The following is a 26970-nucleotide window of genomic DNA, read 5'->3' on the forward strand; positions in this document are numbered from 1 at the left end:
GAGTACAGTATGATTACCGGACTCGTTTTAGCGTCTGTATCCGGGGCGCTGCTCAGCGTCCAAAATGTGTTTAACAGTAAGGTTAGCTTCCGTGCGGGAACAAAGGCAACAACAGCGCTCGTGCTGTTCCTTGGGTTTCTCGCATCGTTTTTGATTGGCTTCGCGGTTGAAGGAAAATTGATGTTCGCGCTGCATAATATGCAGCCTTGGTACTGGTTTAGCGGGATGTTAGGTGTTGGGGTAGTCGTTTCGGTCGTCCAAGCGGTGATGCGGCTTGGTCCGACATATGGCATTTCAATTGTTATGGTCTCGCAGCTCATATACGCACTGATTATGGATTCGTTCGGGCTGATGGGGCTTGAAAAAGTTGCTTTCTCCGCAAAGCACATCGTTGGAGTACTCGTCATTGTGGCAGGCATACTTTTATTCAAATTTGGCGGCGTGCGGAAAACGGACAATAGTTAAAAAGTGATGATTGCCATTTGTATCAAAATGCCCTTCTTGAAAAAGTGGAAAAACCCTCCTTGCATTGAATATACATATAGATAGAGGAGGAGGAAAATATTGAAGAAGTTAAAGTTAATGGCATCCATATTATTACTTTTAGCGCTAACAACCCTGACATCTTGCAGCAAAGAAGAGGGAATAGAAGCAAAGCAAAAAACAAAAGAAGCTGTAACTGAGAACGTTAAGCAAGACCCTGCGAAATCAGAACCAGTAAAATCAGACCCAATGATTAAATCTGAAGGACTTGCAGAATTAATTAGTTATTTTAAGTCATCTGGCTTTACTATTGGTGAAGTTAAAGAAAAAGCCTTCGAAATGTTGGGGGCAAAAGACGGATTCGGAATAGAAATTAACGGACATGAAGTCGAGTTTTATGAGTTTGATGTAAATGCCGAAAACCTTAAAGAAGCAGAGTCAAAAGGAACAGTAAGTATGGATCAGATTTCATTTCCGGTTCTTTTGAATGGAAGTATTATTTTAGTTCATGCCCAGTATCATCCTGACAAAGAAAGTTTAATTAATACGTTTAATAATTACAAATAAGGCATCCTTCCCAGGGTGCTTTTTTATATTCCTAATCTCCTGGTCACGGCCGACTGTTTGAAGCATCAGACCGTGTCTTTTGAATTCCCTTCTTTTTGCGCCTGTGGCTAAACCGAATATGGATTGGTTCGCAGCTGTTGCTTCTACCGAAATAAAGATGATTTCCATATGAAAACATGGAATCGGGCTTGCTTCCGCTGTTTAAAGGAATTTTTGTATTCGAGGAACCCCAAATTTTAGCTCGCAGTCCAATGCCATTATTAACCGCCATACCAAAAGAAAGGTGCCCAGCCATCCCATCCTAGGGTGCAGGCACCTTTCATTACTGCTTAAACGCAGTGTTTTTAATGGAAATGATAGTGTTCTTCATCTCGATTTCAAATACGAGTTCATAAATATCAGATATGCGGTCGCCTGACAGCTTTTTTGTTCGCGGTTTTGCTTCGCCTTTTTTAATGTAGGTGACGATATATTGTGGCATCCAATTTTCCTCCCAGCTATTCGTGTTGGTAAGCTCTAAAACTATACCCGATTTGTGTGCAATACTAACAGGCCGCTAGGAAAAATTAGCATATGAATCTGGCTCGAGCCACAATTTCTCCAAAGTGGTACGAGGCATGTCTTTTTTACAACCGCAAAACTTTTCAGAAGTACTGTCAGTAAGATACCTGCTAAAACCATCTCAACTATACGGTAATCCTATACATATTGATATAAATATTTTAGAATAATTTTATACATCTTCGACTGCAAGTTTCTTGCGTGTAATGGGAGAGAGCGATACAGCTAAGATTTAGGGGAGTGTTGGTTATGCGCGCGAAGGGGCTTGCGATGATTGTAATTGGCGCGATGCTGTGGGGGACCACCGGGCCAATTATGGAATGGATTTTATCAGAAACAAAAATTACGGTACCATTTATGCTGACAATCCGTATGCTCGTTGCCGGTGTTTTGTTAGTGGGAACATTGGTAATCTCAAAAAAGCCGGTGCTTGAAGTGTGGAAAAACCGCTACTGGGCAAAGCATCTCATCATATATAGCATTTTCGGAATGCTCGGGCTCCAGTACACCTTCGTTTCCGCCATTCATGCCAGTAACGCGGTCATGGCAACTTTGATGCAGTTTTCCGCGCCGATTTTCATTATTATTTTCGTATCGGTAAAAGCACGGAAGTTTCCGCCTGGCTATCAGGTGATCGGCATCCTCGGGACACTGGCCGGGCTTTTTCTGCTTTTGACGAATGGCTCGTTCAACAATCTCTTGGTTAGCAAAGAAGCGCTGATTTGGGGAGTACTTCTCGGGTTAACATTTACTTTCTATACACTCCATCCAATCCGACTGATGAATGAGTGGGGAGTATTGATTGTTGTCGGCTGGGGGATGTTGGTCGCTGGAGTTGCCCTAAGTTTTGCCAGCCAGGTTTGGAATTCAAATGAGTGGGGCGAGCTTGCCGACCCTAAAATATTGGCGCTGATGACGGTTCTGATTATCTTTGGCACAGCCGCATTCGTCCTGTTCCTCGGCAGCCTGAAATATATTACTCCTGTTGAGAACAGCGTGCTGTCCAGCATCGAACCGCTGACCGCGATGCTCGTCTCGGTCATCTGGCTCGGCGTCATGCTCGAAGGAATCCAGCTTTTAGGTGCGTTCCTCATGCTTGTTTTTGTCATAAGGCTTTCTTTGAAAAAATAAGGACACCATAAATATTGTAAACTGCTTATCTTAAAATAGTTCTTTAAGTTGCAAAACTATTTAACTGAAACTTTTTTTACCAAAAGGTATAATGTCTTTAATCAATTTCCTTAGAAAAGGAGCTGACGCTTTGAGGAAATGGTTGGGAGCCTTGTTGTCGGGGTTTTTGCTGCTTTCTGGCTGCGGTTTTGATAAAGAAAGCCGTCCGGTTCACGATGAAAAGGAGAGTGCAAAAGTGGGAAAAGGGTTGAATGAGCAGCTGTTTGCTGCAGCGGAACATGGAAATGTGGATGAAATCAGCCGCCTGATTGAGAAAGGCGCGAATATCAATGCCCAGGATTCAAACGGCAAGACGCCAGTCATGATTGCTACATACAACAATGATGTGGCGGCGGCGAAAATATTAATTGACGCTCGAGCCGATGTGGACATCCGCGACAATATGAAAAACAATGTGTTTTTGTATGCCGGCGCGGAAGGATATATCGATATCTTGAAGCTGGCCATAAATGCAGGCGCGGACCCGCACATTACGAACCGCTATGGCGGGGTTGCGGTAATTCCAGCAGCGGAACGCGGACACGTCGATGTTGTGGAATTGCTTCTAACCGAAACGGATATTAATGTGAACCATGTCAACAATCTCGGTTGGACAGCGCTCATTGAAGCGATCATTTTGAACAAAGGCGGCAAACGGCAGCAGGTAATTATCCGACTGCTAATCGACCACGGTGCCGATGTAAACATTCCGGATGGCGATGGCGTAACGCCGCTCGAGCACGCTCGGAACAAAGGGTTTAGAGAGATTGAAAAAACGCTAATCGAGGCAGGCGCTAAATAGTGCCTGCCCTTTTGTTTATATAGCAAGTTTTTTCCTCTATTATTTTATATACATAATGCACCATCTTCGTTTTTCTGCTATATTAATTTGGATATTTTTTCGTTTGAAAATCTTTCTAAATATTAGTAAATTAGTTTCTATAGGAAAATCAATTTAGTATACAAATATAACTTGATGTGATGATTACAATTTAATAACCAAAGGAGTCATTCTACTAATGTCCAGTTCAACACATTCTGATAACCATGCCCACACGGACACTGAAAGTGAATATACAATTTTCAAAACATACTTTTTCTTATTTTTAATTCTTTTCATAATTAAAAGGGTTGCTTTTAATTCCCTGATTTTTTCGGAATTTAGCATTCGTTATTTTTTCGGGCTTGAAATTGTTACAGTGATAAGCATTTTCCTTTTCGTGGAGTTACTATTTAAGAGGAAGAAATTATGGGGATACTTAATTTTTAATCTTCTTTCTTCTTTCTTCTTTATATTCGTTATTGTATATCACAACTATTATGGGACCATTCCCAACTATCAGGTTCTGCTTCAATTTTCCGAAGCAGGCAAGTTAGGCGAAAGTATCGGTGCGTTACTAAATCCCGTGTATTTTTTATTTATGCTTGATACAGTAATACTTGTACTATTGCATAAAAGAATCGACTTAAAAACAGATATTTTTAGTACGATTAAACCCAAAAAGCTGTTTTTCAGTTTTCTCCTATTCTGTATTTTTTCAATCGCCGTACCAATCACTCATGCTTCGGAAATAGCGAAAGAAAGAGACAAAAAAATTCAAGGCATGGGTATTATTAATTACCAATTAGCTAGTACCTATAGCCAGCTATTTGCTGAGCCGGTAATTACTGATGCTAATCAAATCACCAATAAATTAATAAGTGAAACCAAGGGAATAAAAGAAATTCCAAACCCTGAATTGTTTGGGGCAGCTAAGGACATGAATGTCATCATGGTCCAGTTGGAGGCTTTTCAAAATTTCCCTATAGGCAGAGAAATCAATGGACATGAAATAACTCCAGTACTGAATCAACTGTCTGGTGAAAGTTATTATTTTACTAATTTTTATCAACAGATTTCACAGGGGAATACGGTGGATGCGGAGTTTCTAGCTAATACGTCACTTTACCCGTCCGGACAATTCGTCACTTCCAAGCGATATGCAGAAAAAGAGATACCTAGTTTGCCAAGACTGTTACATGGCATCGGATATGAAACAGCAACTTTGCACACTAATGATAAAGAATTTTATAACAGAGGCGAATTTTATAAGGCTTTAGGTTTTGACAGAGTATACGACAAAGAGTTTTTTGGCGAAGATCGCACTCTGCTATTTGGCGAAATAGATGAACTGCTTTATCGGGACTCAATCAATGAGTTAGTCAAGCTAAGCGAAAACCATACCAGGTTTTATGCGCATTACATCGGAATGTCTAGTCATCATCCTTTTAAAATCCCAAGAGATTTACAGACACTGAACTTACCGAATAGTTATAAAGGGACCTTATTAGGAAATTATTTGCAATCCATCCATTATGCTGATTCCGCTCTTGGCATACTAGTCGAAGAATTAAAGAAAAATAACTTATGGGATAATACGCTCCTCGTTATTTATGGAGACCACTTCGCGATTCATTCCGATACCGTTCAGAAAAAAGATAGAACGATGTTAGAGGACTTCATTGGAGATACGTATACGAAACAAACAATGATGAACACACCTTTACTCATTAGAGTTCCAGGAGTAAAAGGTGAAAAGAGGGACAACTTAGGAGGCCAAGTTGATATTTTGCCAACTATAACAAATTTATTAGGCGTCAATCTTAATTCGGTTCATTTTGGCCAGGATCTGCTTAATGTACAACCGAATCTGCTGCCTCAGAGATTTTATATGGAAACCGGTTCATATATCAATGACCAAGTAATATATTCATCCTCTGATTCTAAAATACTTTCCTTAAACGGAACGTCAGACGGAATTGAAAAAAGTAAAATCGAGGAAGATTTTAATAAAACACTAAGACTACTCGAATACTCCGACCTTTACCTTAAAAATTTACCAAATAGATAAAGCTTAATAGAAAGCAGCCTTTAAATTGGCTGCTTTTTTTCATTGTGTTATTACTTTTTAGAAGAAATTTGTAAATAAGTTTTGATTTTGTTTTTCATCTATGACTAAGATGGTAGAGTGGGCGAATGCACAAATTTTTCCTGTTACTCTTGCCCTGTTCGTAGTAAATACAGTTACAAGACCGTCTGTTTCCTGCATGAGTTTAAAGTTACAATTTTCATAAAAAAAGAAAAGGAGCCTTTATGGAAAATAAAATCCTTTATACAAGCGAAGCTCCAGTGGATTTCGGGCAATTGGTTGAGCTTTACGAATCGCTGGATTGGAATTCATTGAATCTGACAGCCGAAGAGATGGAGAAGATGTGCCGACAAAGCTGGTTTGCTGTTTATGCGTTCGATAGTGAAAGGCTGATTGGCATGGGTCGGGTGATTTCGGATGGGATTATAAGCGGCGTCATTTGCGGGGTTTGCGTTCATCCGGAGTTCCAATCCAAAGGGATCGGGACCGAAATCGTAAACAAGCTTGCGCATCATTGCGAGCTGAATCGGGTTATTCCGCAGCTCATGTGTGTGGAAAGTCTGGAACCGTATTATGAAAAGCTTGGTTTTCACAGATTTACGATAGGGATGAAGAAGGATATTATTAGGTAAACCTTAAGGTGGAGTACTTTTATAAATGATTAGAAGAATACTTTTTTATTTATTTTGGGCTTGCATATTAATTGCCATTGTCTTGGGCTATGATTTTGTATTGTTTATTCCGGGAACTTGGTATTTATTAATAGCAATATATATTAAAAGAAATGAATGCAAGATTTTAAAATTATTGTTGGCTGATTTCCTGATTGGGGGGGAATACAATAGTAAAAAAGCTTTTGTTTCAGGTACACTTTTACTATTGTTAGGGGGCATTTCTTATCTATTATAATAGAAATTCATGGATGGACGAAAAACATGATGACCGGAATCATCATGTTTTTTCGTGTTGTATGAAAGGTTCATTTAAACGTTTGCTTAACCGTGCCTTTGACGCCTTCGAATTCGACCTCCGCAAACGCGCCGTTAATCAGTGTAAGCTGCGGAGGCATATGGCCGCAGTCAATATCGTATAGGATCGGCACGCCAAGTTCGTCATGCAAATCGTGATACACATCTTCTATTGTATAATTATCTACCGGTTCGTTCGCAGGGCTGCGCCCGAACAGAATGCCCGAACAGCCTTCAAACCAGCTGGCGAGCTTCATTTGCACAAGTGTTCTCCGTAAATCGGTCGTTTTCATATTGCAATTTTCAAAATACCAGATAATCGACTCACCAGGTATATGGCTTTCACGGAAGCGGCGGACATCCCCATAAGGCGTACCGACGAGATGCCTGATGATATCGATGCAGCCCCCGAGCAGCCTGCCGTTCATTTCTGATTTGCCAGATGAAACGGACTTCCAAACAGTAGGTTCAGTCAGGTGGAAGAGGAAAGGAGTCGGATTTTCATGCTGCCATTCCGGTTGGTACTTTTCCGAAGATGCTTGCAGGACGGATTCGCTCGGTTTGGTCGAAAGGACGGTTTCCCACATGGCGGTGACAGGATCGGAGTATTCCCCGCGCAGGTCGACAAGGTTGGTGCCATGGGCCGTCGCGATGCCGGTTCTCAAGGTAATCGCGAGGAGCAAAGCGCTCGTGTCCGAGTAACCAAGCACCCATTTATTTTTCAACAATTGAAAGTCGAGGTGCTCGAGCATTTCAATCAGCAGTTCGCCGCCCCATGGCGGGATGATGGCACCGATTTCATCATTCTGCATCAGCTCGGTAAATTCGTCGGCACGCTTGATTGCCGGGGCGGACCGGGTTTTGTCGTCCGTCCATACCGTTTCGCCGACCGCCAGCTTGTAACCTTTCGCCTCAAGTCTCTTTACCGCCTGCTTCACGATACCATGCAATTCCTCCGGGACGCCTGATGATGGCGCCGTGACCCCGATTGTCGTGCCTTTTTGTAAAAATGGATACGTAATCATCTGCAATAACCCCATTCGCTCTATCTTATCTCTATACTTCTATTCCAAAGGCTTATTTCCTCTATTTAAAAAACAGTCTTTCTATTTCATAAAGTCTATTTTTCGTTTATTCTGATATTATGGAACCTACATTTGGATAGATAGTCATTTTTTTACAATAAGAGAAAAGAGGTTTGCATCATGTTTAAAGATATTCTTACGAGCGAGGAACAATTTCTGGAATTGCGCGCGCAAGCGGGTAAACCAAGCGTTCGCGCGTTTAACAAGGTGATTAACCATCTGGATGAGCATTGCAGGGAATTCATTTCGAAATCGTCATTCCTCACCATGGCTACCTCTGGCCTAGAGGGCAGATGCGATGTTTCGCCCCGCGGGGATGCGCCGGGATTCGTACTTGTTTTAGACGATCATCATTTGTTCATTCCCGAGCGGCCAGGCAATAAGAGGATGGATTCTGTGCAAAACATCCTTCACAATCCAAACGTCGGGCTTTTGTTTATGATACCGGGGCTCGGCGAAACGCTGAGGATTAACGGGAAAGCGTATGTGTGCCGCGATCAGGAGCTGTTGGAAAGGACAGCGGCGAATGGGAAAACGCCGTTATTCGGAATAGGGGTAAAGGTCGAAGAGTGTTTTGCTCACTGTGCGAAGGCATTCCTCCGGTCAGGGCTTTGGAAGCCTGACACCTGGCTTTCCGAAGATTCACAGCCTTCCATGCCGAAAATGCTCGCAGATCATTGCAAAATCCCGGATATGACAGCGGAGGATGTAGAAAAGGCCCTCCAGGAAGGCTATGCAACAAGGCTTTATTAAGCATGGGGGTGAAATAATGGGACGCAGGATTATCTGGGTCATCTTTTTCGGCGTCTTAGGCGTGCTATTTTTCGAAAAAGGAATGAGTCTGCTTGGCGCGATTCATATGGTGGACGGTAACGGAATCGGGCTTTCATTTTTAGGATTTGGAGTAAGTGATAGTATTCCTGTCGGACAAATCATCTATTATTCAATTGGTTTTATTCTATTGGGGATAAGCCTGTTCTGTACTGCCTTTTTAATGGTCTTCCAGTCCATAAGAAAAGTAGCATTCAGAGACAATTATTAAGGAATCATGGACAGATATCTTTGGAATTCTATGTGGTATGTCGGTCTTTTTGTTGTATTTTTCTATTGGATGTGGAGTGGAATGGCTTCTGGCAATATTGGCCGATTAAACATCGCTTTATTGTTGTTATTCCCACTTTTTGGAATTTTAAAAGTGAGGAAAAGCCCAAACCGGGTTGGAAAAACCCTGCTCATCATCCTGCACATTATTGCAATATGTACTACCGTCTTTTTGTTATTGCTCGGTTTTGGGATGGGCGAAAAATAAAAATAGAAGTTTTCTAGGGGGAAATTGTTTTGGAGTTGATTATCATACGCCACGGTGAATCAGAAGCTGATCTGTTGGGAGTCCATGAGGGGAGGGCCGATTTTCCATTGACTGAACATGGCCGGGAGCAGGCCGGGAAAATGGCGGCTTATATAGCTGCAAAATGGAAGCCGGATATCATACTGGCCAGCACACTGAAACGCGCATGGGAAACGGCCCAATTTTTACAGCAAGCGTCTGGATGCGATTTATTCGCGGAACCTGACCTGATGGAGTTTAACAACGGGGTGCTCGCGGGGCTACCGAGGGAGATTGCCGCAACGAAATATCCACTTCCTCCAGGAGGGCGCCCGCCTCATATCCCGATTGAAGGCGGTGAATCGGAACTTGAATTCCGGTTCAGGGCGGAGTCGGTTTTACAGAAAATCCTTTATGAACAACCTTCTGATGGTCGGATTGCCATCGTTTCTCATGGCGGGATGATTTCGAAGCTCATCAATGCGTTTCTTGGGCTCTCAGCCATCAATGAGACGATTTTTCCAACGGGGGACACGGGATTTCACGTGCTCGAAATTAAGAATGGCAGGAAAATGATACGAATATTGAATAGCCAAGTCCATCTTGTTTAAAATTGGTGATCGGGTCGTCGCTGTAAATGGAGTTGACACGAAAACTTACCTTAAGGAGGCCGAGGCAAAAAAACCCGGTTCTCCGCAAATGAAAAGATACATGGCCATTGCTAAAATTTGCATCACTGACTCATTCGAAAAGGAAATTACATTGACTTTAAGCAGGGATGGCAAAGAATTAGCTCCGATTACGTTGAAATACGATGGATTTTTTTATGGATGAATTCAAAGGGAATCGAAGGAACCAATTCATGAAATTGAGGAAGGCATCTACTATGTTGATTTGAACAGGGTGAACTCAGAACTATTTAATGAATATATTGCGACGCTTGCAACGGCCAAGGGAGTCATTGTAGATTACCGCGGCTATCCAGCAGATTTTCAAATGAATGTTTCTTTGAAAAGCTATTTAATTGACAGTACTGTTAAATCGCCAATCATCCTGGTTCCGAAAATCTTTTACCTGGATCAGGAAAAGGTGGACTTTGAGAATGTCCAGTGGCCAATCGAGCTGGCCAGTCCTAAATTTACCGGGAAAATGTTTTTTAACATATCCGGGTGTAATGAGTATGCCGGAAACAACCCTGGCTATTGCAAAAGTATACAAACTCAGTGAAATTGTTGGTCAGGCCACTGGCGACAATAATGGAGCATAAGCACGGTAAATTTACTTGAACTAAACACAACAAAAAACTTTACTGGCGCAAAAGTTCTCAACCAAGACGGCAGCCAGCACCATCTTATCGGTATTCAACCGACCATCCCGGTAACACGAACCATTCAAGCTGTAAAAGAATGCAGAGACGAATAAATTGAAAAAGCACTCGACTTTAATAACAATAATAAATAATCCAAGCAAGACCATCCAGTCAATTAAATAGGATGGTTTTTTTAGTAGTCGCCGAACAAATAATTTACGATGAATGACAAAGATTTGTACAAAAGCAGAAAAGGATGTCACTCAAACCCCGTTGAGTGACATTGTCTGTACAAAATTCGGAAAGGTTGTCACTCAAATCAAGATGGGCGAACAAAAATATCTTGGAAACCCCCAAACCTACCTGCCGTCCAGGAAAATCTTTCTTGCAAACAGCCTCCTTTGTGATTAAATGGAGATTAGAGGAAGACCGTTTTTAGTTATCATTCGTGATTTCATCAAAAAAGAGAAACCTATTCGGGTGGGGGTTGCATCATGTACCAGTTTGCAGGTTATTTGGCCAAAGTGCTGTTGGCTTTTTTTACAAGGCCAAAGATTTATAATCGGGAGGTCTTCCCCAAGGAAGGCGCCTTTGTCCTTGCCTGTACTCATACAGGCTGGGTTGATGTGCTCGTCCTCGGAACCGCGGTACTCCCGAGGCAAATTCATTATATGGCAAAAAAACAATTATTCCGCAGCCGGTTCGCCGGGTGGTTTTTGAAGAAATTGAACGGTTTCCCTGTTGACAGGGATGCGCCGGGGCCAAGTGTGCTTAAAATTCCACACCGGCTTTTATCAAAGGGAGAAATTGTCGGCATTTTTCCTAGCGGGACACGCATTAAAGAACAAGCAGAGCTGAAGCAGGGGGCAATCACGATTGCAATGCGTTCTAAAGTACCAATCATACCTGCTGCATTCAATGGCCCAAATACCATGAAGGAATTATTCACGTTCCAGCGTTCAACCCTAATATTTGGCGAACCGATCGATATCCCGTCAACCGCGAGAGTGGAAAGGGAACATTATACCCAGCTTCTCGAGGAAAAACTGAGTACCCTTCAGAAGAAAATTTCGGCATAACCAGTAATGTAACGGCTGTTTTGGAATAGCACACTCTTTTTTGGAAAAAAATAAAAAGGCAGTTTTAAAAGGAGGGTTCCAAATGGCCAGGAAGAATACCGAAAAGAATCGTTCTACCGACAAAATGAGCGGCGGCCCGGTCGGCAACGAGTTTACCAGTGACAATGCCTTCAGCGACCACGGGTTAGCCAATGAAGAACGCCTAAACCAAGCTTTAACAAAAGGAAAAGGTTCAAAATAAGGGATGAACGTAGGGCCGGATATCGGCCTTTTTTATTTTATGGCATTTACCCTATTACCCCAATTAAAGGCAGTTTTACATTTCAAACAGGTCTCCTTCATACATAATAATGTACATAAAACGATGAAATCGGGTAGAATGGCTTAAACAAAGGAGGTTACGCATCTATGTCAATTGAAAGCGTGAAAGAGCATCTGAAAAACTGGAACAGGGAACAAGATATTATGCAGTTCGAAACGTCGAGTGCAACGGTCCAGCTTGCGGCCGAAGCGGTTGGCGTCATTCCCGCGAGGATTGCAAAGACACTGTCCTTCAGGGGCGAAGGTGATGAAGCCATTTTAATCGTCGCCGCCGGGGATGCAAAGATCGATAATAAAAAGTTCAGGCAAACGTTTGGATTCAAAGCGAGGATGCTCGACCCTGATGAGGTACTAGAGCAAACGGGTCACGCGGTTGGCGGAGTCTGCCCGTTTGGCTTGAAAAACGAACTAGCCGTCTACCTGGACGAGTCGCTGCAGCGGTTTACAACCGTTTTCCCAGCTTGTGGGAGTGCCAACTCCGCTATCGAAGTAACTCTCGAAGAATTGTATACATATTCCTCTGCAAAAGGCTGGACCGATGTCTGCAAGGGCTGGGGGGAGCCACAGGAAAAAAGTGAATTTGCAGCCCAAACGATTGAGGGGCGTTAAAAACGAAACAGGCAGCTGAATGGATGGCTGCCTGTTTTCTTAATTGGAGTGATTAAGCATGGACATTCCATTTAATATGGAATTTTCTTTTGATGAAAGTTTAAGGGAAGTCCCTGTTTCAATACCTGATATGAAATCGGGGGTCTCATTCTTGAAGGACCAGCTGCACACGAAGGATTCCGAAACGAAGGAGCAGGCGGCCCTAAACGGGCTGATTGGCGTTTACTGCAGAATCTTGAAAAATTTTGAAGAAAGCAAAAAATATTTGCTGCATGCAATTGAAATAAATGAGAAGTTGAACAATAAAAAGGGCTGGTTCGTAAATGAACTCAGGCTGGCGCATACGTACCAATGGGAAGGGGATTTCCAAAAGTCTAATGGGATGTTCGGAAAGCTCCTTAAGGATGCGGAATGTTCACAAGATACGAATGACTACCTGGACTTTTTGTATCAGCATCAGGGGAAGAACCTATTCGAGCAGCAAAATTACGAGCTGGCAGCGGTTTTTTTTGAAAAAGCATTGGTTATCAGGATGGAAAAAGGGAATGAGGAATTGATTGTTTCCACTCGTCATGCTCTTGAGGTTTGCTCAAATAAGAAAAATGATTCTTTACACATAGGAAAAAAGAAACAGTTTTCAGAATAAACTGCAAACTTATAGGTCGATTGCGGCATGGACACGGCACTTATTCCTTGTTACGGTTAAAATGGCGGCAGTTGTAAGCCTTTACATATAAAAATACATTAAGCCGCGACTGCCCAATGTTCCCATTTAGCCACTAAGGAGGAGGAAGATTTTATTGAAAATTAACCGATTTTTAATTATGGCAATGGTATTGTCCCTTGCCTGCCTAAGTCTGCCGTTTTACGCACAGGCAAACTTGCAGGATGCGACAAAACCTGGCTGGAAAGCTGGGGAGGTAAAGAAAGGCTGGATTCAGAGCAAACTTCAGCATATGACACTTGAAGAAAAAGTCGGCCAGCTTTTCATCGTCCACGTGTATGGAAAGAAAGCGGAAGACCCGGCTTATGAAACAACAAATCTAAATAGCAACCGTGGAGGCAAAAACTTTAAAGAAGTAATCGAGAAATATAAAATTGGCGGAGTCATTTATTTTAACTGGAGCCAAAACATCACCACTCCCGCTGATCCCGTACAAGTAAATACGCTGTCCAACGAACTGCAGGAAATTGCGATGTCACAGCGCATGCCAATCCCGCTGTATATTTCAACTGACCAGGAGGGCGGAATCGTCCAGCGGCTGACTTCGCCGGGAACGGTCTTTCCTGGAAATATGGCACTAGGAGCGACTCGCTCAACAGACTATGCTGCGAAAACTGCTGATATTTTAGCAAAGGAACTGAAGGCAATCGGCGTAAACATGGACTTTGCGCCTGTAGCCGACGTAAATATGAATCCCGCAAACCCAGTTATCGGAGTCAGGTCTTTTGGGGAAGACCCGAAGCTAGTGTCCGATATGACCGTCGCGCAGGTGAACGCTTTCCAAAACCGAAATGTAATCGCTACGGCAAAGCACTTCCCTGGCCATGGGGATACGGCAGTGGATTCGCATTATGGTTTGCCAATCATTAATCATGATTTAGAAACTCTTCACAAAGTTGATTTGGCGCCTTTTAAAGCTGCGATTGCAGCCGGTGTCGATTCCATTATGACGGCGCATATTGTCGTTCCCGCCCTTGATGATTCGGGTCTCCCGGCAACACTGTCTAAACCGATCCTGACCGATTTGCTTCGTAAGGAACTTGGATTTGATGGGCTGATCATCACGGACAGCCTCGATATGTCGGGTGCAAATGTTGTTCCAGCCGACCGGATCGCTGTAGAAGCATTTAAGGCAGGCTCCGATATTTTGCTGAACCCGCCAAATGTTGAAGTTGCATACAACGCAGTCCTTAATGCTGTGAACAATGGGGAAATCAGCAAAAAACGCCTGGATGAATCGGTTTTTCGAATCCTGGAATACAAAATGAAACGCGGGATTTTTGAAAATCCGTATACGGATCCTGCTTCGGTTAAGGATGTAGGGGCACCCGAACACCTGGCTGCTGCTGAAGAGATTGCCAATAAGAGCATTACGCTTGTAAAAAATGAAGGCGGGCTGCTTCCTCTAAAGAAAACGGAATCTGTCTTGATTGCCGGTCCATCAACCGGAAAGCCAGCTTTATTGGCAGACCAGCTGAAAGCGAAGGGGTATACTGTTAACGGATATGCCGCATCTGCCTCTCCAACGGCTGCACAGATTTCGACTGCTGTAAACTTGGCAAAACAGGCTGACAAAGTAATAGTCACCACCTATAACGGCGCCACTAACTCGGCACAGCAACAGCTAGTTAAAGCGCTGCAGGATTCAGGCAAGCAGGTAATTGTCGCGGCAATCCGCAATCCGTACGATTTAATGGCATTTCCAACTGTTCATGCCTATCTGACAACGTACGGGGACCGCGATGTCTCAATCCACGGGCTTGCAAGGGTACTTGCTGGGGAAGTGATTCCATCCGGAAAACTTCCGGTCAGCATTCCAGGCCTTTATGGATTTGGAACGGGCTTAAGCTATTAAAGGGATAAAAAAGGGGATATATAAAAAGCAGGCGTGTAAAATGCGCCTGCTTTTTTGCGATGTTTACTGGCAATCAATCCATAAAAATGGTCGAAGCGACATCGATGCGCTGCAGGATGCCGGTCTCCGGATCAAAGGTAAAGAGAACATATACTTTTTCGCTAAAATAAGAACGAAATTCAAATTCACTTGTCGTGTTCGTTTCTCCCTCGCCGAAAATCGCAAGGACGTCAGGAAGGGCAACTTCTTTATTAGGGCGCATCCGGATGACGAGAATTATATCCCCATATCTTTCAACTACAAAGCTTCCAAAATCGTAATTGTTTTTTTCTATCTTCAAAGGGGCAGAGAATTCAGATCTTGAAATAAACTCGTTAAAATCTCCACCAATCGTAATACCGAACAATTCATTTGTCTTTAGAGCACCCTTTATTTCTCGAAGTATTTGGTCCAAATTTACGCCTCCTAAAGTTGTATAACGATTAATTCTACGTTAAGTTTGTTTAACCCTTCGGGAAATGCGTAATATTTATGATAGAAACTAAAAATCGGGGGTAAGTGTTATGAGTTTTTCAAAAGCTGCGGAAATTGTCGGGAAATCTAAGAACATTGTTGTCCTAACTGGAGCGGGAATTAGCACGGAGTCGGGGATTAAGGATTTCCGCTCACGAACGGGACTTTACCAGATGGCGCCTGAATACATCCTTTCGATTGGCTATTTTTTTGACCATCCGAAGGAATTTTACCAATTTGCATTGGAAAATTTATATCACCCCGAAGCAAAGCCGAATATGGGACACGCAATTTTGGCAAAATGGGAGAGGGATGGGAAGGTCAGCCAAGTTATAACGCAAAATATTGATGGCCTCCACCAAAAAGCGGGCAGCAGGGAGGTCATAGAATTTCACGGTACAATGGCAACTGCCAGCTGCCTAAACTGCGGAGCAAAGTACAGTTTGGATGAAATGCTGCGGCGCTTTCAAGAAATGGACGATTTTTATGTGTGCGACAGGTGTGAAACGAGGAAAGTGCGCGACCGTTACATAAAGCCGGACGTTGTTCTGTTTGGCGATGCCGGTGAATGGTTTACGCCGGAGGGCTTTTCCACGATTCTCGGTCTAGTTGGCGGGGCTGACTGCATATTGGTACTCGGAACCAGTCTGAAAGTGGTCCCGTTTTCGTCCTTTCCGCAGCATAGGGGACCAAAAGTGCCGCTTATCATCATAAATAGGGATGAAACGCAATATGAACATGCCCATAACACGGTTGTTATCAAAGATTCCATAGGGAAAACGCTGTCCGAAATTGATAAATTGCTGTGAATTTTTACGCAGGAAAAATATATCGCCCACTTTTTGCTACATATCGAAAGTTTTTACCCATATATCGAAAATATTTTTGTTATATCGAAAATTTCAACCCGGATATCGAAAACTGTCACATTTCCGCCACATCCCAAGCTTGGTTAGCACCAAATCTTAGTACCAAATCATAAAAATAACTCTCAAATATGACATTTGTCATGTATGTCACATGACAGCTGCTACTGCACAGCTTTCTCTCTTTCCTATATACTCATGGTAATAAGATTGTAAACGGAAGGGGCTTTTACAAAATGACTGTACAAAACCAGCAAAAAGCATTAAAAAAACAGGTCGCTCCTTATGAGAAATCGGATACTAGGAAAAGTATCCAACAAATAATAAATACAATTATCCCGTTTTTGGGGCTATGGTTCCTTGCTTACAAAGCTTTATCAGTCAGTTATTTGCTAACACTCGTTTTGGGTGTCCTGGCTTCAGGGTTCATGATCCGAACATTCATCATTTTCCATGACTGCTGCCACCATTCATTTTTCAAGAACAGAAAAGCGAATAAAGTTGTCGGCACCATTACTGGTGTTCTAACACTTTTCCCTTACAGTCAATGGGGCCGTGACCACAACATCCACCACGCTTCGAGCGGAAATCTTGATAAGCGGGGAACAGGCGACATTTGGGTGATGACGGTTGAAGAATATGCCGCAGCTTCCCCAATGCTAAAACTGGGGTACAGGCTATACCGTAATCCGCTTGTCATGTTCGGGATTGGGCCGATTTGGCTTGTAATTATTAAAAACAGGTTCAACCGCCGTGATGCACGTATGCCAGAAAAAATGAACACATGGTTGACTAATGCAATCATTGCCGCAATTGTCGCGCTCTTAGTATTGGCGATAGGCTGGAAGGCATTCTTGATGGTACAGCTGCCTATCATGTTCATAGCGGGGTGCCTGGGCATTTGGTTATTTTACATCCAGCACACGTTTGAAGATTCTTATTTTGAGCATAACGAGGAATGGGAATATGTATCGGCTGCTGTTGAGGGAAGTTCATTTTACAAGCTGCCTAAAATCCTTCAATGGGTAACGGGAAACATCGGCTATCACCACGTCCATCATCTTGCACCAAGGATTCCGAATTACAAGCTTGAAGAAGTCCATAACAATACACAGCCGCTTCAGCATGTACCGACTGTCACATTGTCAACGAGCCTTGAATCATTAAAATACCGCCTATGGGATGAAGAGAAGAAGCGATTCGTCGGATACTCGGCAGCAAAAGCATTTTCAAAAAAACCATCTGGCATTAAAATGAAGCCTAATGAAATAGGCGATTAAGTGAAATCCTCCTTATCCGCTCCCCTCACTGAAGGGGAGCGTTTTTGTATATCCTAAGTGGAGAAAGGCATGTTCTATGATAAAATATTGGTAGAAGATTTCATTTGAATGAGGTTGAACTATGTTTAAAAAATATTGGGCTTTACTTGGAAGTACAGGAATTTCCCCTTATATATGGACAATACTCGGGATCCTCCCGTTTTACTTTATCTACCTGTCTTCCTCGACAATGAAGATAATGGCCGGAATCATCCTGACTCTCTCATTTTTCGCAATATACCGGCTGGCCTTTATTTCTAAAGGGTGGACGGTTTATTTATGGACCTTGTTGCTGATTGGCATTTCGATTACGCTTACCAGTATGTTCAGTTATGTGTATTTCGGATTTTTCATCGCTTATTTTATTGGCAATATCAGGTGGAAAGTTCCTTTTTTCATCCTTTACTTTATTCATATTGTCGGAATGGTTATTGCTATAAATTTGAAAATCATTCTCCACGATGATTTCTTCCTGAAGCAATTGCCGCTAGTCGTCATTGTTGTCCTTAGCCTGATTCTCCTGCCCTTCAGCCTTCGCCACCGGAATGAGCGGGGCCAGCTGGAAGAGAAGCTTGAGGATGCTAATAAACGGATAGGCGAGCTCATAAAATTGGAGGAGCGCCAGCGGATTGCCCGTGACCTGCATGACACACTAGGGCAGAAACTTTCCCTTATTGGGTTAAAAAGCGATCTGGCAAGGAGGCTTATCTCACAAGATCCGAATCGAGCAGCGGATGAAATGAGGGATGTACAGCAAACGGCGAGGACCGCCTTGAATGAGGTCCGGAAAATGGTCGCCCAGATGAAGGGAATCAGGCTTAGCGAGGAAATTATCAGAGTCAAACAGATGCTTGATGCCGCGCAAATAGAGTTTTCAGGCGGTTCGGAGTGGTCATTGCCAAACGTTCCACTTTTGGTTGAGAATATTTTAAGTATGTGCTTGAAGGAAGCTGTTACAAATGTTGTCCGGCACAGCAGCGCGACCCGGTGTGAAATAACACTTTCATATACGAATAAAGAAATTACCCTTTCTGTGAAAGATAACGGAGTCGGGAATATAGACAAGGTCCATTTTTTGAAAGGCAGCGGGCTTTCTGGCATGAGGGAGCGTCTTGATTTTGTAAATGGTACACTCGAAGTACTCTGCATTAATGGAACGGAATTGCTGATTCGTGTACCGACAGTTGTGAAGCATTTGGAGACGGAGGGTATGAGATGATTCAGATTGTAATAGCGGAAGACCAGCGGATGCTGCTCGGGGCGTTCGGCTCCCTGCTGAACCTGGAGGAAGACATGGAGGTTGTCGGTATGGCCGCGAACGGTGAGGAGGCGGTCGCGCTCGTCCGCTCGCTTAAGCCGGATGTGTGTATCATGGATATTGAAATGCCTGGTAAAAGCGGCCTTGAAGCTGCGGAGGAATTGAAAGACTCTGACTGTAAAATCATGATTCTGACAACGTTTGCCCGCCCCGGCTATTTCAAGCGGGCGTTGAAAGCGGGAGTAGCTGCGTATTTACTGAAAGACGGCCCAAGTGAAGAACTGGCCGGCTCAATTCGAAATGTAATCGCAGGAAAACGTGTATACGCGCCCGAATTGATGGATGATTTATACAGTGAGGACAATCCGTTGACGGAAAGGGAAATGGATGTGCTCGGGCTGATTGCCGATGGGAAAAACACAAAGGAAATCGCAAGCGAACTGACACTTTCCGCCGGAACAGTGCGCAATTATATATCAACCATCCTCGATAAGCTTCAAGTCAAAAACCGGATTGAAGCCATCACCCATTCAAAAGAAAAAGGGTGGTTTAAGTGAAAGGCGGCAGGATTATCCGGCCGCCTTTTTTGCCTTTATAGTAAACGTTTGGGTCCTCTTGTACAGATTAAGCAAGCATGGCCAGAAGAAGCAGCAATTCAGTATAAGAGGGAAATTGCAGGTTGAACTAAATTCCTACAACTATTATATGGAAAAGTAAGTTAAATGAAGGAAAGTGGCTGCAGCTGAGAGCAACCAAAAAATTCAACCTCAAGAGGAAAATTCTATAGGTTAATTGACCGATAGAATTGTAGCTGTATGCCTTGTGTAGAAATTGCTATATCGATAGTATATTTCCACTTCAACCTTATGGCTTTCATAAGGAAATAGATAGGTTGTCTTGAAAGGGGAGCTTTTTTTAGCAAAATGAAGAGAATGGTGCTTTGCCAGTTCCTCAAGATAAGATTCCAGTTCTTGCTTCTTTATGGCTGGAGTTAGCGCGGCAGCCTGCTTGGCCGCTTGCTTTTCTTTTATAATTCTCTCTATTTGCTCAATTATCTCATTTTCCCTAACTATATCTACATCGTTTCTCATTAAGTGTAAATCCCACCCCTTCAATTTTCATTAATTTAGGCAGCAAATGGAAAAAAGAAAAAGCCAGAAAAGGAGAAGTGTTTCTTTCTCCTTTTCTGACTTATGTTTGGCGCATGTCCATTCATTACCATCAGAATATAATAAATTAAACTGTGTTTACGTGTTTGTAAAAATACTGGGCAGGATTTTTGTCTTGCCCTTACTCCTATTGTACCATTGCTAATAAGGGCAATCAATAGAATTCGTTATATGTGGCCTTTATTTCATTTTAAGATGAAAAGGGCGTAGCTTAAGTCTTTTTGAAAATTCCAATCCACAAATATGTCTTCAACCTGGCATTCCAAATATTTTTCCAAATTTGGCCGATGCTCATCTATCAATTTCTTTTCAAGGCTTCTCTTTGCGAGCTTCAATGTTTCCTCAAAACCAAGAAGGATTAATTCCTTCTCTATTTTCACAAGAATGCCTGTCCTGGCAATAAGGAGTACGCGTGGGCTCAACAGTGAAGAGTATGTTGCCTCTGGATGCTTCTGGGCCTCAATACTCAAATCAATGATTTCCTCATGAACTTTCTCTTTGTTTCCGTACGATTCAGTAAGTGTCAAAAAGCCAGTTGGGGAAAGAACAACTATAAAAACCCCCGATTTCAGCTCGAGATTCCAATCATAGTAAAACTCTTCAACGTTACGGCCAATATTCAATATAAAAAAACTTTTTATCTCTTCTATTAACGTTTCCATCATTAGGTCGCGGGTCTTTTCTACATAAACACTTTGCTGGCTGCCCATTAGCGACTTTTCCATTGGTGACAGGAAATTTGTAATGTGAATCGTAATGAACGGTTCGGCATACGTGCAATGGACCGATCCAGGGCCACGGCCGAAATTATCCCTAAGCAGCCTCCCAATATAGCCGCATACTTCTTTCTCCAAGGTCAAGGTTTCCATAAATATCCACTCCAAACAGTATTTACCCTTTAATTATGTTTCCTCCTTTTTACCCAATTTAAACGTTTTGAAAAACACATATGAAAAAAAGCCCGCTCTAAGAACGGGCTTTGATGCTATTCCTATTTATACAGCCTGGCCTTTTACCTGAGTCATACTGATGGTGTTCCAGTCTGTCCGGTAGTAGCGCACCATAATGGTGAGACCGCAAACAGTCAGGTAGGAATAGAGGGTAATCCAAGCTCCATAACTGGACATATCCAGAACGAAGACAAACACATAAGTGACCGGGACAAAAAATCCCCATGCAAGGGCCAGCGATGTTCGAAGGAGGAAGGTGGTGTCTCCTATTCCTCTCAACCCACCGGAATAGAAGCTATACAAGCCATCAAACAGCTGGAGAAAAGCGGAAATCATAATTAATTTTGCAGTAAGCTCAAATACAAGTGGTTCATTCGTATATATACGGGCAATTTGTTCGGCGAAAATGAATTCAATAAACCCGAGGGACAAAATGAACAGGCTTCCCATGATAGCAGTCTGCGTTCCCATACTTTTTGCAATCGCTGGCTGCCTGCGTCCAATTTCCTGTCCGACCAGAATGGTTGCAGTCGAACCAAATGCCGCCGCGGGCATAAATCCAAAACTCATGATACTTAAGGCGATTTCATTTGCGGCGAGAGCATTGGTTCCAAGCCTTGTTACAAAAGCTGTAAAGACAAACATCGCCATGCTTTTCGAAAATTCCTGCATCCCGATCTTGAAGCTTTCGATCGAAATCAATTTCGCTTCCGCTAATTTCACAAACGGCAAAATGGAAGGTTTTATTCGTTTCAAGAAAAATACGGCGGTATATAAAAGCCCAACGACTTCCCCTATAAAAAGTGCCCAAGCCGCGCCGACAAGGCCAAGCTCGGGAAAACCCATTTTTCCATACGTTAGTGTGAATGTGAAAAAGATCATTACCACGTTTGCAAGCAGGGAGGCAGCCATCGGTGTTCTTGTATTTCCTATACCCCTAAAAAACCCATGAATGGTGAAGCTGAATATCGCAAATATCATTGCAAAGAAGCGGATTTTCAAATAGTCATTCCCTTGGCTAAGCATTTCAGGCGAGCTTCCCAATAAATAAAAAATGGCTTCGGTCCCTGTAAATCCTAGAAGGATGATGAAAATTCCCGCAATTGTCGCAAGCAGCAGCGCTATGTATGTCCGCTGAAGCCCTTTTTCCATATTACCTGAACCATAATTTTGGGCGACAAGGTAATTTACTGTATGTCCAATCCCCGAAAATAGGGCCCATACATTATACATGACAATATTAGAGACTCCTACGATGGCTATGGCCATAGCTCCCAGATTCCCAATCATAATGAGATTGATTGTGCCGGTTACCGTCATCGATGCAAAGGAAGCTATTGATGGAATTGCGAGCAATAAGATTGTTTTCCAGTTTTTAAGCATGTAGGTTCTCCTAATTTGAATTGCGATTAAAGCCGGCTTGTGTTATAACTCCCAAGTACCTGGACCTCATGGCCAAACGCACGAAGAATGGTCAGCGCCTTTCCTGTTTTGGCTTCATCTTGGCCTGTTTCAGCTTCAATAAAGAAGTGATAAGTGCCCAGCCTTTTCTTCGTCGGGCGCGATTCAATCCACGTCAGGTTGATGGAAAGGGCGGAAAACACGTTCAAAATGGAGGACAAGACGCCGGATTGATCGAGAGCTGGCGCTATAAGAAGCATGATTTTGTTTCGTTTATGGAAAGGGAGGACCTCGGCGCTCCGTTTTCCGACAACGAGGAACCGAGTATGGTTTTCACCATTGTCCTGTACGGAGCTATTGGCAACCTTCAGCCCGAAAAGCCTGGCCGCTGCGCTAGAAGCAATTGCCCCGGCGTCCATTCGGCCCTGTTCCTTCAAAGCTTTAGCCGCAGAAGAGGTGCTGTCGAATTCCTTTGTTATCACCCGGGCTTCCTTTATGAATTCCTTGCACTGGGCGAGGGCAGGATAAATCGACCAAACCTCGCGGATCTCTTCCAATGAAGCTCCTTCATTGACGAGGAGATTAAGCGTCACAGGAAAGATGACCTCCGATTCAATAAAAAGGTTGTTCGCCAGAAGGCCGTCCGCGGTAATATTGATGGTTCCTTCAATTGAATTTTCAATTGGCACGATGCCTTTATCCACTTTCCTGTCACCGACTGCCTCAAGTACTTCGAGGATTGAGTCGCATAGCTGCCAATCGACATCCTTGCCGGTAAACGTCCGTAACGCAGCTTCTTCTGAAAAACTTCCATGGGGTCCTAAATACGCTACTTTCATTTCTATACACTCCTTTTTTGCCATGTTAATAAGTATACACAATAGCGGCGGGAGGTCTAGCATTTTTCGAATTTCCACGAAATTTGGCGAAAAACGGGGGCAACCTTTCAAGGAGGGGTTCTGGTTTGAGGTGGATTTAAATTTGCATAAAGATTCGTTGGCATTATGGAAAGAAAATTAGCACAAATAAAGCCTGGAGACCGACTGGCTCCAAGTTTTATTGTTTAAAATTACTTTATTGAATTAAAGGGGACCAGATGCATAATAAAAATTGTCTACTATTCCTATTATTCAATTGCGTATGGAATTTCTTCCTTCTTTTCCGTTTTGCCATTACGAATAACCACAAAAAAGCGGGGGTTTTCCTTTATAGATAAACCATGAATCACATAGGGGTGGGGTACCTCCCCGTTTTTTGCCTTATGGCTCGTCATTTCAATAATCAGGTTTTCACCTTCAATCCGTGCCGCAGCATTCTGATAATCTCCTTCTGATACTTTAGAAAATATTTGAAAGGACTGTCGATTTCCGTGGGCATGTACTCCGGTAACATACACACCATTCTCCACCTTTTCAATAGGAGTAGGGTTTTGATATCCTATATAAAAACCTACGTCAGTTGGACTCATTGGAAAATTAGTATTAGAGGACATATCCAGAGTCCCATTTGGTTTAATGGAACAACCGATTGTCCCGAACAAAAATAATATAAACAGGCTGATCCAGCAGATTCTTTTCATAACACATCTCCTTTAAATAGATGTTATCTTTGACCACAAAAAGTGGTTTTAGCCCAATGTGTAGATATGCGCTCATTTCCTCAAATAAAGTAGGCATTTTCAAAATAAATTAGCACTTTTTTTGAATAACCAATTCCTATAAATTTTAACATAAATATCCAATAACTCCCCGAAAATTATCGTTAATGCACAAAAAACAAAATCAAACGCTGACAATAACGTCCGTCAACCTGCCATAAGGGTTGTGATTTAGGTTCTACTTCGTTCTCAATGTGGTAAAACCCCATTTATATCAACAAAAACAAGCAGTCAAATTCAGGTGCGAATTGGACTGCTAATTATTATGCAAATTTAGTGGCTCGTCAACTTCACAAACCAGGGTTTTCTACTCCTATTCTAAAATAACCCCATCCTGGTAACCGGCCATGAAGCTGCCGAGGGTTTCCTCAAGCGGCCCATTATTTTCCGGTATCTGCACAATGAGTTCATTCCTTTGCTCAACGGCTGTAATCCCAATATTGTCGAACCTGTTAATGCTCAGCTGGACCTTTAGCGCTTCGGCGATATTTTCGGCATCATAGCCATCCTGGATGATATAGCGTACGTTTTTCATTTGTCATCCTCCTTCCTCTCGTGTAGTCTTTGCCGGTTTTGAAGGCGCTAACCGTTTAAGGGCAAGGATTTCTTCTTCGTGTGAAACTCCGAGGTCGGACGGGGTTTCCAGAATAAATGGAATTTCCGAAAACGCAGATATTATTGATTCCATTTGTTCAGGGAGGATTTTACCGCCTCTATAGATATTGGCGTGACGGTCTTTCCGGGAGCCATACGGGTGCATTGAGTTATTGAGATGGATGGCCTTCAAATGCTCCGTATAGCCGAGACCATCAGCTTTTTCTTTGAATGTACGCGTATTTGAACCATCCCACATCCCACTCGCGAACGCATGGCAGGTGTCCAGGCAAAAGCCAATTTTTGCTGGATACCCGCACAGGTTCCTCACTTGGACCAGTTCCTCGAGTTCCGTGCCGAGTGCCGCTAGCTTTCCCGCGTTGTTTTCAAGTAGAAGAAGGCAGCCGCCATTCCAATTTTCAAGGATTGCATTTAGCATTTCAAGCATGAGGTGATAGCTTGCGAGTGGATCTTCTTCGCTGACGCGGCTCCCGAAATGGACAACAATTCCAGCTGAACCGCATGCATCCGCGATGGTGAGATCGTTCAGGATTGAGGCTATGTTCAGCTCTTTTTTGGAGGGAGAAGGGGTGATGCTCGTTGGATAAGGAGTATGGGCAATCGAAAAAAGACCGTTCTCTTCACAAAATCGCCGGCAGCTTTCCGCGTCAGCAAGGTCAAACTTCTTCACTGAAAGGCTCCGGGGATTTTTCGGGAAGTACTGGTACGCCTGGGCGCCAATTTGCTTTGCATGCTTGGCGGCGGAAAGATAACCGCCTCTTATGCTCACATGGCAGCCGAACTTCATTTCGAGCCACATCCTTCCTTTTTGATTAGCGTTCAGCAGAAGGGAGGTTTCTATTCGTATTCAAGACCGTGAATAGCTCCAATGTTGGCTGCGTACCGGATAATCGGACCAGGAATTAGAGCGCCGGAACGGTATCCCGAACATAGGAATCTTCGGACTTATGACCGCTGGTTTTTCGAAAAGCTGTCCGAACTTGGGGCATATTCGGACTCATGACAGCTTGTTTTTTGAAAAGCTGTCCGAACTTGGCTCAGATTGGTACACTCCCGTAGGATTGGCACTCGGAAGGAAAGCGAATAGGGCCCACCCCTAAAGGGTACACTACCGTGGGATTAACAGTTACCAGGAAAGGGGATTGAAGATGAAGGAAATTTTGCAGCAGGTGAAAAAAGAAATGGAAAAGGCGTTTGACCACCCTGAAATGCACAATTTAGATGAGAGTATTGCCAAGCTCCGTTCCGCTCTTGAGCAGCACGGCGATAAAGGGACGATGATAGAAGATGCGATTACGTCACTCACCCAGGCGAGGAATGCGGCTGCAGAACTCGAGCATGCCGGAACTATTTCGTCTTCGGCGGCTTTCGGGGAAGCATTCAATGCATTGGATCAGGCAATTGAGTCCTATATTGACCCAAACAACGATCCATATTAAAAGACAAAAAGCAACCGCTGTGGTTGCTTTTTAATTTTAGGCAATGAACCGGCATTTTGGGTAGTTTGAGCAACCTTTGAATGAGCCGCCTTTTCCGTTTCGGGTGACAAGATGGCCGCCGCAGCGTGGGCAAATATTGTTGGCGATTTGCAATTTCCTCTCTTGCAAGTTGTTTTTTATTTCACTTATGTGGTTTTCGCTCTGAATTTTTCGGGCCTGCTTGTCACGTATGTATAATTTTGTTAAAAGGAGCTTGATTTTTTCCTGCCGAAATTTTGTGACTGGATTTGCAGCGGGTTTCGCTTCAATCAGATAAAGAAGATCCCTTAATTGTACAACATCCGCATTTTTGAAAGGATTCTTTAACTTTAATGTGGCATTATGGCAGAAGACAACAACGGAATAATAGGGGACATTGGCCGCCGCTTCTCCGAGATAATCCTGTATTGCTTTGATATGGCCGTAATTTTGCCAGATTGGGTTTGGGAAATATGTACGGTGCTTAAATTTGATGATAGTCCAGGTGGGGTTGTTTTCCGAACCGACAATCCATCCGTTATAGTTCTTTGTTTCAATGACAAATATCCCTTTGCTGCTCAACAGCACATGGTCTACTTGGCTCGTTTGTCCATTTTCTTTTGGGATATAAAGATCATTTAGGACGACATTGGTTTCCGGATCAAGAGTTTGCAGTAGCCTGATAACTTGTTTTTCACCCATTCTCCCCTTAAAAAAAGCGGGATTGAAGAGAAGATCTCGGAAAATATCAAAAATTTCGGCAAGGAACGCGGCCACAAAAACAACTCCCATTTTACC

The 26970-nt window shown here is 43.2% G+C and carries 32 protein-coding genes; 21 read left to right on the plus strand and 11 right to left on the minus strand.

Annotated features, from left to right (window positions below; genetic code table 11):
• Window positions 1-9 precede the first annotated feature (9 nt).
• Window positions 10-465, plus strand: coding sequence for a DMT family transporter (locus tag AR337_RS02945; RefSeq protein ID WP_059170508.1), 456 nt, complete (start codon window positions 10-12; stop codon window positions 463-465).
• Window positions 466-564: 99 nt separating this feature from the next.
• On the plus strand, window positions 565-1050 hold the full coding sequence (locus AR337_RS02950) for a hypothetical protein (protein WP_059170509.1): 486 nt from the start codon (window positions 565-567) through the stop codon (window positions 1048-1050).
• A gap of 322 nt (window positions 1051-1372) precedes the next feature.
• Here AR337_RS02950 and AR337_RS23005 read toward each other — a convergent pair whose 3' ends face one another.
• Entirely contained in the window at window positions 1373-1531 is a 159-nt protein-coding gene (locus AR337_RS23005; protein ID WP_156424288.1) for a hypothetical protein, read from the minus strand.
• Between the two features lie 329 nt (window positions 1532-1860).
• Between AR337_RS23005 and AR337_RS02960 the strand changes: the two genes are divergently transcribed.
• The 5 genes from AR337_RS02960 (at window position 1861) to AR337_RS02980 (ending at window position 6599) form a co-directional block, all read left to right on the plus strand.
• Window positions 1861-2742, plus strand: coding sequence for a DMT family transporter (locus tag AR337_RS02960; RefSeq protein ID WP_059170511.1), 882 nt, complete (start codon window positions 1861-1863; stop codon window positions 2740-2742).
• A 130-nt stretch (window positions 2743-2872) separates the two neighbouring features.
• Entirely contained in the window at window positions 2873-3583 is a 711-nt protein-coding gene (locus AR337_RS02965) for an ankyrin repeat domain-containing protein (protein WP_253701452.1), read from the plus strand.
• A 217-nt stretch (window positions 3584-3800) separates the two neighbouring features.
• A complete protein-coding gene (locus AR337_RS02970; protein ID WP_059170512.1) occupies window positions 3801-5672 on the plus strand; it encodes an LTA synthase family protein in 1872 nt (623 codons plus the stop codon).
• A gap of 242 nt (window positions 5673-5914) precedes the next feature.
• Window positions 5915-6322: a GNAT family N-acetyltransferase gene (locus tag AR337_RS02975; RefSeq protein ID WP_059170513.1), complete on the plus strand. Its 408-nt coding sequence runs from the start codon at window positions 5915-5917 to the stop codon at window positions 6320-6322.
• A gap of 25 nt (window positions 6323-6347) precedes the next feature.
• On the plus strand, window positions 6348-6599 hold the full coding sequence (locus AR337_RS02980) for a hypothetical protein (protein WP_059170514.1): 252 nt from the start codon (window positions 6348-6350) through the stop codon (window positions 6597-6599).
• Between the two features lie 70 nt (window positions 6600-6669).
• Here AR337_RS02980 and AR337_RS02985 read toward each other — a convergent pair whose 3' ends face one another.
• Window positions 6670-7683, minus strand: coding sequence for a S66 peptidase family protein (locus AR337_RS02985; RefSeq protein WP_059170515.1), 1014 nt, complete (start codon window positions 7681-7683; stop codon window positions 6670-6672).
• A gap of 180 nt (window positions 7684-7863) precedes the next feature.
• On the opposite strand from AR337_RS02985, the gene AR337_RS02990 reads away from it, so the two are divergent.
• The 9 genes from AR337_RS02990 to AR337_RS03035 all read left to right on the plus strand — a co-directional run bounded on the left by AR337_RS02990 (window position 7864) and on the right by AR337_RS03035 (window position 14967).
• Window positions 7864-8496, plus strand: coding sequence for a pyridoxamine 5'-phosphate oxidase family protein (locus AR337_RS02990; protein ID WP_059170516.1), 633 nt, complete (start codon window positions 7864-7866; stop codon window positions 8494-8496).
• Between the two features lie 16 nt (window positions 8497-8512).
• Complete coding sequence (locus AR337_RS02995) at window positions 8513-8785, plus strand: hypothetical protein (RefSeq protein ID WP_059170517.1); 273 nt, start codon at window positions 8513-8515, stop codon at window positions 8783-8785.
• 296 nt (window positions 8786-9081) lie between these two features.
• Window positions 9082-9681 (plus strand): histidine phosphatase family protein, encoded by a 600-nt coding sequence (locus AR337_RS03005; protein ID WP_059170519.1) that lies wholly within the window; start codon window positions 9082-9084, stop codon window positions 9679-9681.
• Between the two features lie 292 nt (window positions 9682-9973).
• Window positions 9974-10297 (plus strand): hypothetical protein, encoded by a 324-nt coding sequence (locus AR337_RS03015; RefSeq protein ID WP_059170521.1) that lies wholly within the window; start codon window positions 9974-9976, stop codon window positions 10295-10297.
• 576 nt (window positions 10298-10873) lie between these two features.
• On the plus strand, window positions 10874-11458 hold the full coding sequence (locus AR337_RS03020) for a 1-acyl-sn-glycerol-3-phosphate acyltransferase (protein WP_059170522.1): 585 nt from the start codon (window positions 10874-10876) through the stop codon (window positions 11456-11458).
• An 82-nt stretch (window positions 11459-11540) separates the two neighbouring features.
• Window positions 11541-11699: a hypothetical protein gene (locus AR337_RS23010; RefSeq protein ID WP_156424289.1), complete on the plus strand. Its 159-nt coding sequence runs from the start codon at window positions 11541-11543 to the stop codon at window positions 11697-11699.
• A 167-nt stretch (window positions 11700-11866) separates the two neighbouring features.
• Window positions 11867-12388, plus strand: a complete 522-nt coding sequence (locus AR337_RS03025; protein WP_059170523.1) for a YbaK/EbsC family protein — start codon at window positions 11867-11869, stop codon at window positions 12386-12388.
• A gap of 58 nt (window positions 12389-12446) precedes the next feature.
• On the plus strand, window positions 12447-13034 hold the full coding sequence (locus AR337_RS03030; protein ID WP_059170524.1) for a tetratricopeptide repeat protein: 588 nt from the start codon (window positions 12447-12449) through the stop codon (window positions 13032-13034).
• A gap of 154 nt (window positions 13035-13188) precedes the next feature.
• The gene (locus AR337_RS03035; protein ID WP_367576241.1) at window positions 13189-14967 is read left to right on the plus strand and encodes a glycoside hydrolase family 3 protein; all 1779 of its coding nucleotides are present in this window, start codon (window positions 13189-13191) and stop codon (window positions 14965-14967) included.
• A 73-nt stretch (window positions 14968-15040) separates the two neighbouring features.
• Here AR337_RS03035 and AR337_RS03040 read toward each other — a convergent pair whose 3' ends face one another.
• The gene (locus AR337_RS03040) at window positions 15041-15421 is read right to left on the minus strand and encodes a hypothetical protein (protein WP_059170525.1); all 381 of its coding nucleotides are present in this window, start codon (window positions 15419-15421) and stop codon (window positions 15041-15043) included.
• A 109-nt stretch (window positions 15422-15530) separates the two neighbouring features.
• Here AR337_RS03040 and AR337_RS03045 point away from each other — a divergent pair, with 109 nt between their 5' ends.
• The 4 genes from AR337_RS03045 (at window position 15531) to AR337_RS03060 (ending at window position 19480) form a co-directional block, all read left to right on the plus strand.
• Window positions 15531-16289 (plus strand): NAD-dependent protein deacylase, encoded by a 759-nt coding sequence (locus tag AR337_RS03045; protein ID WP_059170526.1) that lies wholly within the window; start codon window positions 15531-15533, stop codon window positions 16287-16289.
• 293 nt (window positions 16290-16582) lie between these two features.
• Window positions 16583-17626 (plus strand): fatty acid desaturase, encoded by a 1044-nt coding sequence (locus AR337_RS03050; protein ID WP_059170527.1) that lies wholly within the window; start codon window positions 16583-16585, stop codon window positions 17624-17626.
• 121 nt (window positions 17627-17747) lie between these two features.
• Window positions 17748-18884, plus strand: coding sequence for a sensor histidine kinase (locus AR337_RS03055; protein ID WP_059170528.1), 1137 nt, complete (start codon window positions 17748-17750; stop codon window positions 18882-18884).
• Window positions 18881-19480 carry a response regulator transcription factor gene (locus tag AR337_RS03060; RefSeq protein WP_059170529.1) on the plus strand — a complete coding sequence of 200 codons (600 nt, stop codon included), beginning with the start codon at window positions 18881-18883 and terminating at the stop codon, window positions 19478-19480. Before AR337_RS03055 ends, AR337_RS03060 begins: the two co-directional genes overlap by 4 nt.
• A 231-nt stretch (window positions 19481-19711) precedes the next feature.
• Here the strand turns inward: AR337_RS03060 and AR337_RS03065 are convergent, their stop codons facing one another.
• From AR337_RS03065 to AR337_RS03095, 7 genes are all read right to left on the minus strand, one after another.
• Window positions 19712-20014, minus strand: coding sequence for a hypothetical protein (locus tag AR337_RS03065; protein WP_059170530.1), 303 nt, complete (start codon window positions 20012-20014; stop codon window positions 19712-19714).
• A gap of 263 nt (window positions 20015-20277) precedes the next feature.
• Window positions 20278-20961: a DUF2294 domain-containing protein gene (locus tag AR337_RS03070; protein WP_059170531.1), complete on the minus strand. Its 684-nt coding sequence runs from the start codon at window positions 20959-20961 to the stop codon at window positions 20278-20280.
• A 126-nt stretch (window positions 20962-21087) separates the two neighbouring features.
• Window positions 21088-22425 (minus strand): MATE family efflux transporter, encoded by a 1338-nt coding sequence (locus AR337_RS03075; protein WP_059170532.1) that lies wholly within the window; start codon window positions 22423-22425, stop codon window positions 21088-21090.
• 26 nt (window positions 22426-22451) lie between these two features.
• Window positions 22452-23282, minus strand: coding sequence for a prephenate dehydratase (pheA, locus tag AR337_RS03080; RefSeq protein WP_059170533.1), 831 nt, complete (start codon window positions 23280-23282; stop codon window positions 22452-22454).
• A gap of 287 nt (window positions 23283-23569) precedes the next feature.
• Window positions 23570-24022, minus strand: coding sequence for a hypothetical protein (locus AR337_RS03085; RefSeq protein ID WP_059170534.1), 453 nt, complete (start codon window positions 24020-24022; stop codon window positions 23570-23572).
• A 391-nt stretch (window positions 24023-24413) separates the two neighbouring features.
• The gene (locus AR337_RS03090; RefSeq protein ID WP_059170535.1) at window positions 24414-24635 is read right to left on the minus strand and encodes a hypothetical protein; all 222 of its coding nucleotides are present in this window, start codon (window positions 24633-24635) and stop codon (window positions 24414-24416) included.
• A 3-nt stretch (window positions 24636-24638) separates the two neighbouring features.
• The gene (locus AR337_RS03095) at window positions 24639-25502 is read right to left on the minus strand and encodes a deoxyribonuclease IV (protein WP_059170536.1); all 864 of its coding nucleotides are present in this window, start codon (window positions 25500-25502) and stop codon (window positions 24639-24641) included.
• 361 nt (window positions 25503-25863) lie between these two features.
• Between AR337_RS03095 and AR337_RS03100 the strand changes: the two genes are divergently transcribed.
• Window positions 25864-26154: a hypothetical protein gene (locus AR337_RS03100; protein ID WP_059170537.1), complete on the plus strand. Its 291-nt coding sequence runs from the start codon at window positions 25864-25866 to the stop codon at window positions 26152-26154.
• A gap of 36 nt (window positions 26155-26190) precedes the next feature.
• On the opposite strand, the gene AR337_RS03105 is transcribed toward AR337_RS03100, so the two are convergent.
• Window positions 26191-26949: an NERD domain-containing protein gene (locus tag AR337_RS03105; RefSeq protein WP_172797490.1), complete on the minus strand. Its 759-nt coding sequence runs from the start codon at window positions 26947-26949 to the stop codon at window positions 26191-26193.
• Between the last annotated feature and the right edge of the window lie 21 nt (window positions 26950-26970).

Origin of the sequence: Bacillus sp. FJAT-27445 (assembly GCF_001510665.1) — a bacterium.
Classification (GTDB): domain Bacteria; phylum Bacillota; class Bacilli; order Bacillales; family Cytobacillaceae; genus Bacillus_D.